The sequence below is a fragment of the Loigolactobacillus rennini DSM 20253 genome (assembly GCF_001436505.1).
In the GTDB taxonomy this organism is placed as follows: Bacteria; Bacillota; Bacilli; order Lactobacillales; family Lactobacillaceae; genus Loigolactobacillus; species Loigolactobacillus rennini.
The window spans coordinates 1-6,231 of sequence record NZ_AYYI01000063.1; the positions used below are offsets into that span (position 1 = coordinate 1).

The 6,231-nt window shown below is 40.9% G+C and carries 6 protein-coding genes; 3 read left to right on the forward strand and 3 right to left on the reverse strand.

The features are described 5' to 3' along the window. Positions 1–113: 113 nt before the first annotated feature. From ptsP to FC24_RS08080, 3 genes are all read right to left on the reverse strand, one after another. Complete coding sequence (gene ptsP, locus FC24_RS08070) at positions 114–1,838, reverse strand: phosphoenolpyruvate--protein phosphotransferase (protein ID WP_057874384.1); 1,725 nt, start codon at positions 1,836–1,838, stop codon at positions 114–116. Continuing rightward, entirely contained in the window at positions 1,838–2,104 is a 267-nt protein-coding gene (locus FC24_RS08075; protein ID WP_057874385.1) for a phosphocarrier protein HPr, read from the reverse strand. The genes ptsP and FC24_RS08075 overlap by 1 nt, the downstream gene beginning before the upstream one ends. 195 nt (positions 2,105–2,299) lie before the next feature. After that, positions 2,300–2,485 (reverse strand): hypothetical protein, encoded by a 186-nt coding sequence (locus FC24_RS08080; RefSeq protein ID WP_057874386.1) that lies wholly within the window; start codon positions 2,483–2,485, stop codon positions 2,300–2,302. A gap of 230 nt (positions 2,486–2,715) precedes the next feature. On the opposite strand from FC24_RS08080, the gene FC24_RS08085 reads away from it, so the two are divergent. The 3 genes from FC24_RS08085 to FC24_RS08095 all read left to right on the forward strand — a co-directional run. Next, positions 2,716–4,953, forward strand: coding sequence for an ATP-dependent Clp protease ATP-binding subunit (locus FC24_RS08085; RefSeq protein WP_057874387.1), 2,238 nt, complete (start codon positions 2,716–2,718; stop codon positions 4,951–4,953). A 228-nt stretch (positions 4,954–5,181) separates the two neighbouring features. Then, on the forward strand, positions 5,182–5,466 hold the full coding sequence (locus FC24_RS08090) for a DUF1827 family protein (RefSeq protein WP_057874388.1): 285 nt from the start codon (positions 5,182–5,184) through the stop codon (positions 5,464–5,466). Positions 5,467–5,504: 38 nt separating this feature from the next. Then, the coding region (locus FC24_RS08095) for a MucBP domain-containing protein (protein ID WP_235807349.1) at positions 5,505–6,231 on the forward strand (727 nt) is incomplete at its 3' end.

Consider the following 6,231-nt stretch of genomic DNA (forward strand, 5'->3'; position numbering starts at 1 on the left):
TCTGCCATCAATAATAGATAAATCTATTACCAACAACAGATATTGTAGAGCCGTAAAAAAGCAGTATAAACCAGCATTAGCTGGTTTATACTGCTTTAAACACTGTTTTTAATTTAAGCCCGCGTGTGTGCTTTTACTAAATCAATGACTTCTTGATTGGTTTCAGCTTCAGTTAAAGCCTTATCCGTCAAAGCCTTCATATCTTTAGTGTCTAAGCGCCGCATCAAGCTGCGGATCTTCAAAATTGAAGTTGCGCTCATGGAATATTCATCCAAGCCCATGCCTAACAGCAATGGCACCATCACTGGATCCCCAGCTGCTTCACCGCACATTCCAGTCCATTTACCCTCTGCATGCGAGGCATCGATAACGCGCTTAACTAAACGCAAAATGGATGGATTGTAAGGTTGGTATAGGTAAGAAACACGTTCATTACCCCGATCAGCCGCCATTGAGTATTGGATTAAGTCGTTAGTGCCAATGCTAAAGAAATCAGCGTATTTAGCCAACTTATCCGCAATCATTGCTGCTGCTGGGATTTCCATCATCATACCGACTTCAATTTTATCAGCTACAGGTGTTCCTGCCTTAATCAGCTTTGCGCGCTCTTCATCATAAATCGCCCGTGCCTGTTTAAACTCTTTAACCGTCGCAATCATTGGAAACATGATCGCTAAATTGCCGTAGTTTGAAGCACGTAGTAACGCACGTAATTGAGTACGGAAAATGTCTTGGCGGTCAAGACTAATCCGAATTGCCCGATAACCCAAAAATGGGTTCATTTCTTCTGGCAATGGTAAGTATGGTAAATGCTTATCCCCACCGATATCCATTGTCCGTACGACAATTTGCTTACCTTTCATTCCTTCAAGGGCACGCTTATAGGCAGCAAATTGCTGGTCTTCAGTCGGTAATTCCGCTGAATTCATATACAAAAATTCAGAGCGGAACAAGCCAACAGCCTCTGCGCCGTTATCAGTTGCACCAGTAACATCATCTGGCGTCCCAATATTAGCGGCAGTAATCAATTGTTTACCATCTTTTGTGACTGTTTGTTCGTCTTTAAGCTTTTCCCATTCTGCCTTTTGTTTGGCAAAATCTTTGGCAGCCTGATCATATTTGTCAATGTCAGCTTGATCTGGATCGACTAAAGCATCGCCAGAGTTACCATCGACAATGACCATTTGGTCTGCTTTAATTTCAGCGGTTGCTTTTTCCGTCCCGACAATTGCAGGAATTTCCAAAGAACGCGCCATAATTGCAGAATGACTGGTCCGGCCACCTAAATCAGTGACAAAGCCCTTGACGAACTTACGATTTAATTGTGCCGTATCACTAGGAGTCAAATCATGCGCAACAATCACAACTTCTTCATTAATCAAAGCTGGATTAGGCAGCGTGACACCTAACAAATGGCTCATAACCCGTTTTGTTACATCGCGGACATCAGCTGCCCGTTCCTGCATATAAGGATTATCCGTCATTGCTTCAAATGTTTCAACAAACTGGGTTGAAACATTATGCAGTACTTGTTCGGCGTTAATTTTATCATTCTTAATGCCCGTTTCGATGGCACCGACAAATTCTGGGTCTGCCAAAATCATCATGTGGGCATCGAAAACTTGAGCTTCTTCTTCACCTAAGCTGCTAGCTGCAATTTCACGAATCTTTTTCAATTCGTCTTTAGATGCAGATACCGCATCATTTAAACGTGCAACTTCGCCATCAACATCAGTAATAGACTTTTTGGAAAATGATAAATCAGGTTGAACAAGCAGGTAGGCTTTTGCACGCGCAATGCCATCACTAGCCGCAATCCCTTTTAACATTTTCGACATTAGTCAGATAGTCCTTCCTTTTTCATTGTTTCGGCAACAGCTGCCATTGCATCTGCTTCATCAGCACCTTCAGCTGAGATTGTAACATCAGCGCCTTGACCGACACCTAATGACATCACACCCATAATGGACTTCAAATTAACTGATTTGCCCTTGTATTCTAAATTAATATCTGAATTGAATTTGCTAGCTGATTGAACTAACAAAGTTGCTGGACGTGCATGGATACCTGTGTCAGCTGTAATATGAAAATCGCGTTTTTCCATGAATAATCATTCTCCTTTAGCATTATAAAAAGTTTATGTTAGGGTTTTCCTTTTCTTAAGTTACAAAACAAGATTGCCCTTTCAACAGTTAAGATTACCATTTTTCAACCGGTTCGACAAGCTTTTTACTTGGGTTTTCACGGGACTAAAAATTTACAGCAGTTAAATTAAAGTTCCAATTTAACAGGAAGAAACTTACGGCGTGCTCTTTTTATACCGGTAAATTACTGTACCACCTTGCTGCGCCTCCCCGACAATATTTTGCCGTTGGGGAAATTTCAACCAAGCACTGCGAAAATCGTGAAAAGTTTCTGGTGTGATTTTTAACTGCTCACGCTTGCCAGCAGCTAATTCTTTTATTTGTGTTAAATAATCAATCATAACTTTTGCCTCATTTCTATACCTATATTAAACTAACATTGTAAGTGTTATGCAACTCACTGGCAAAAATTAGCACTCAAAAATATTTCTGCTAATTTTATGAGTAAAATACTTGTATTTCAATATGCGTGTTGTATAATGCTGTTGAAAGGTCAAAGTTGGTCAAACGATTTTTGATCTTTTAAATGCGCTACGAAACAAAGTTCGTACGAAAGGTTGTGAAACGATCTATGCTGTGTCAAAATTGCCAAAAAAATGAAGCTACCATTCATTTGTACACGAATGTTAATGGTAGACGTAAACAAATTGACCTCTGCCAAAACTGTTATCAATTATTAAAACAGCAGCAAAATGGTCAGGCACGCAATGCCATGGGTCCTAGTGATCCTTTTGGTTTCAGTAACCTGGATGACATTTTTCGGGCGATGGGCCAAGGTGGTATGAATGATGGTCAACAAATGGGCTATCAGCAAGGGCCACAAACCCAGTCTGGGCGTGGCGGCGGCCGTGGACCTAATGGTAATGGCGGCAAAGGCTTATTAGCACAGTTTGGTGTTAATTTAACTAACTTAGCCCGCCAAGGTAAAGTCGATCCAGTGATTGGCCGTGACAAAGAAATTTCACGTGTTATCGAAATTTTAAACCGGCGGACTAAAAATAATCCAGTTTTAATTGGTGAAGCCGGTGTTGGTAAAACGGCGGTTGTTGAAGGCTTAGCCCAAAAAATTGTCGCAGGCCAAGTCCCACAAAAATTGCAGAGTAAAGAAGTTGTCCGGTTAGATGTTGTTTCCTTAGTTCAAGGCACAGGTATTCGGGGCCAGTTTGAACAACGGATGCAACAACTAATGAATGAAGTACGTAAAAACACAAACATCATCTTGTTTATCGACGAAATTCATGAAATTATGGGTGCTGGTAATGCTGAAGGTGGCATGGATGCTGGCAACGTATTAAAACCAGCATTAGCCCGGGGCGATTTCCAACTGATCGGGGCAACCACATCCAATGAATACCGGAAGATTGAAAAGGATTCAGCCTTAGAACGGCGGTTCCAGCCAGTTCAAGTGGATGAACCAACAGTTGATGAGACCATTCAAATCTTGAAAGGTTTACAGCCAAAATATGAAGCTTATCACCATGTTAAATACACGGATGAAGCAATTAAAGCAGCGGCTACCCTTTCTAATCGTTATATTCAAGACCGCTTCTTACCTGACAAAGCCATTGACTTGTTAGATGAAGCTGGTTCACGAAAGAATTTAACCATTGATACGGCTGATCCTAAAGTGATTAAAGAAAAATCCCAACAAGCTGAAAAGCAAAAGCAACAGGCCTTAAAACAAGAGGATTATGAAAAAGCTGCTTACTATCGGGATCAAATCAGCAAACTTGAAAAAATGCAGAAAAATGATTCTGCCGCTGAAGAGACCCCATCTGTTGGCATCAAAGACATGGAACACATTGTTGAACAGAAAACAAACATTCCGGTCGGTGAATTAAGAGCTAAGGAACAAAAGCAGCTTAAGACTTTAGCCCACGATTTAGACCAACACGTTATTGGACAAACACAAGCAGTGGATAAAGTTGCCCGGGCAATCCGGCGGAATCGGATTGGCTTTAATAAATCCGGTCGGCCAATTGGTTCTTTCTTGTTCGTTGGCCCTACTGGTGTTGGTAAAACCGAATTAGCTAAGCAGCTTGCCCGCGAATTATTTGGTTCCGAAGACTCAATGATTCGCTTTGACATGAGTGAATACATGGAGAAATTCTCGGTTTCTAAATTGATCGGGTCACCGCCAGGCTATGTTGGCTATGAAGAAGCTGGTCAACTAACGGAACAAGTTCGGCGTCATCCTTATAGTTTGATTTTACTGGATGAAATTGAAAAGGCACACCCAGATGTAATGCATATGTTCTTGCAAATCTTAGATGATGGCCGGCTAACTGATGCACAAGGTCGGACTGTTAGCTTCAAGGATACCATTATCATCATGACTTCTAACGCAGGTCAAGGTGACGCCGAAGCTAATGTTGGGTTTAGTGCAGCAGCTTCTGGACACACGCATTCAGTTTTAAACCAGTTATCTAACTACTTTAAACCTGAATTCTTAAACCGGTTTGATGATATTGTTGAATTTAACTCCTTAACTAAGGCTGACTTGGTTAAAATCGTCGACTTAATGTTAGATGATGTTAACGACATGACAGCTGATCAGGGCTTAAGGATTCACGTCACACAACCAGCTAAAGAAAAATTAGTTGATTTAGGTTATAATCCAGCGATGGGTGCACGGCCATTGCGGCGTGTCATTCAAGAACAAATTGAAGATCGCATCGCGGATTACTATTTAGACCATGCAGCAGATAAGTCATTAACTGCTGATGTAAAGGATGGTCAAATTGTTATTCGTCCTTATCAAGCAGCAACAACAGACTCAGCTGATGACGATCAATCAACTGATGACTAATTAACTTACTAAAAAGCGTTCTGGCAATATTGCCAGAACGCTTTTTTATACTCTAAACTTGCTAAAATTAAGTCATCAATCATTTTTTAACTGGTGCAGTACCCTTTTATTGGGAATTTTATTTTGTTTTACGCTGTTTTCTACTATAATGAAAGTATCAAGTGCTTTTAGGTGCTAGATAAATGCTGAGCGGTTTTAAGCATCCAATTGAAAAAGGAGCATCTAGTTATGCAATTAAAAGACGTCACCACCGATTATCAAAATTTAGTGACCAGCCAATTAAAACATACCGATGCCACAGTGATTCACGTCTTTGCTTTAGCGGACACTTTGGTGATCTACACTAAGGCACCAAGTCATGATGAAATTTTATTGACCAATCGCCAGCGTAACATTTACCCTGACGAAATTGATTTTGTACTCACCCAATTAATCCAGAAATCGCGTACAGAAGTCAATTTAATTACTTCAGAAAAATTAGCCGAAGTTTCACTACCGCATGATTCAAACTAAACAATCAGTCATATTTATTTAAAGAGGAGGGTTAAACAGTGAATTTCTTAAAACGACTTAAAGCTTTCTTTAACCCTCAACAACAAATCGCTACTGCTCAACTACCTTTAAATTCCGACTACCAGTCTATTATCCGTCGCCGGCAAAACCGGTTGCCTTCTACTGCTGGCAAAGCTTATCTACCAATGGCTAGCCAAATTCAAAAACCTAGCACCCAAGTCCGGCCAGATTCCTTCGTGATTGTCTTTTACTTCACTGAAACTGGTCAACGATTAGCACAACCACAAATCGTTAGTGGTGTCCGGGGACAAGCGTTTAAAATTACGCTTCATCAATTTAAAGATTATTATCTAAGCCGACTGGACAATTATCATGGCTACTTTGTTCACTCGCGGGCGATCATTCAAGTTGTCTATGCCAAACAACCAGCCGCACCAGTCATCGTTTTTCATTTTGATGATAATCATCACCTATTAGCAGCCCCTGAGTACTTAGTAGGGCAGCTGGGGCAGCGCTACGAAACCCATTTTTTGAAATCAAAAGATTACCGCGTTCATCATGTCACCACTAATCAAGTAGGACGTTTTAGTCAAACCACACAAGTCGTTGTTTATTCTTACCGGTTACGCAAAATTCGTTGGTCTAACCGCTATTTAACTGGTTTCATTCGTTTACAAAAACCAACAACTGGCTACCGACAGCCTGGTAGTGAGCCTTTGCGCACTAAATTGCCACAAAATACCGTCTGGCGCGTTTATCGGCGGG

Bases quoted from the DNA above. Each gene is read 5' to 3' on its own strand.
- ptsP (WP_057874384.1), bottom strand. From the start codon at position 1,838: ATGTCGAAAATGTTAAAAGGGATTGCGGCTAGTGATGGCATTGCGCGT.
- FC24_RS08090 (WP_057874388.1), top strand. From the start codon at position 5,182: ATGCAATTAAAAGACGTCACCACCGATTATCAAAATTTAGTGACCAGC.
- FC24_RS08075 (WP_057874385.1), bottom strand. From the start codon at position 2,104: ATGGAAAAACGCGATTTTCATATTACAGCTGACACAGGTATCCATGCA.
- FC24_RS08080 (WP_057874386.1), bottom strand. From the start codon at position 2,485: ATGATTGATTATTTAACACAAATAAAAGAATTAGCTGCTGGCAAGCGT.
- FC24_RS08085 (WP_057874387.1), top strand. From the start codon at position 2,716: ATGCTGTGTCAAAATTGCCAAAAAAATGAAGCTACCATTCATTTGTAC.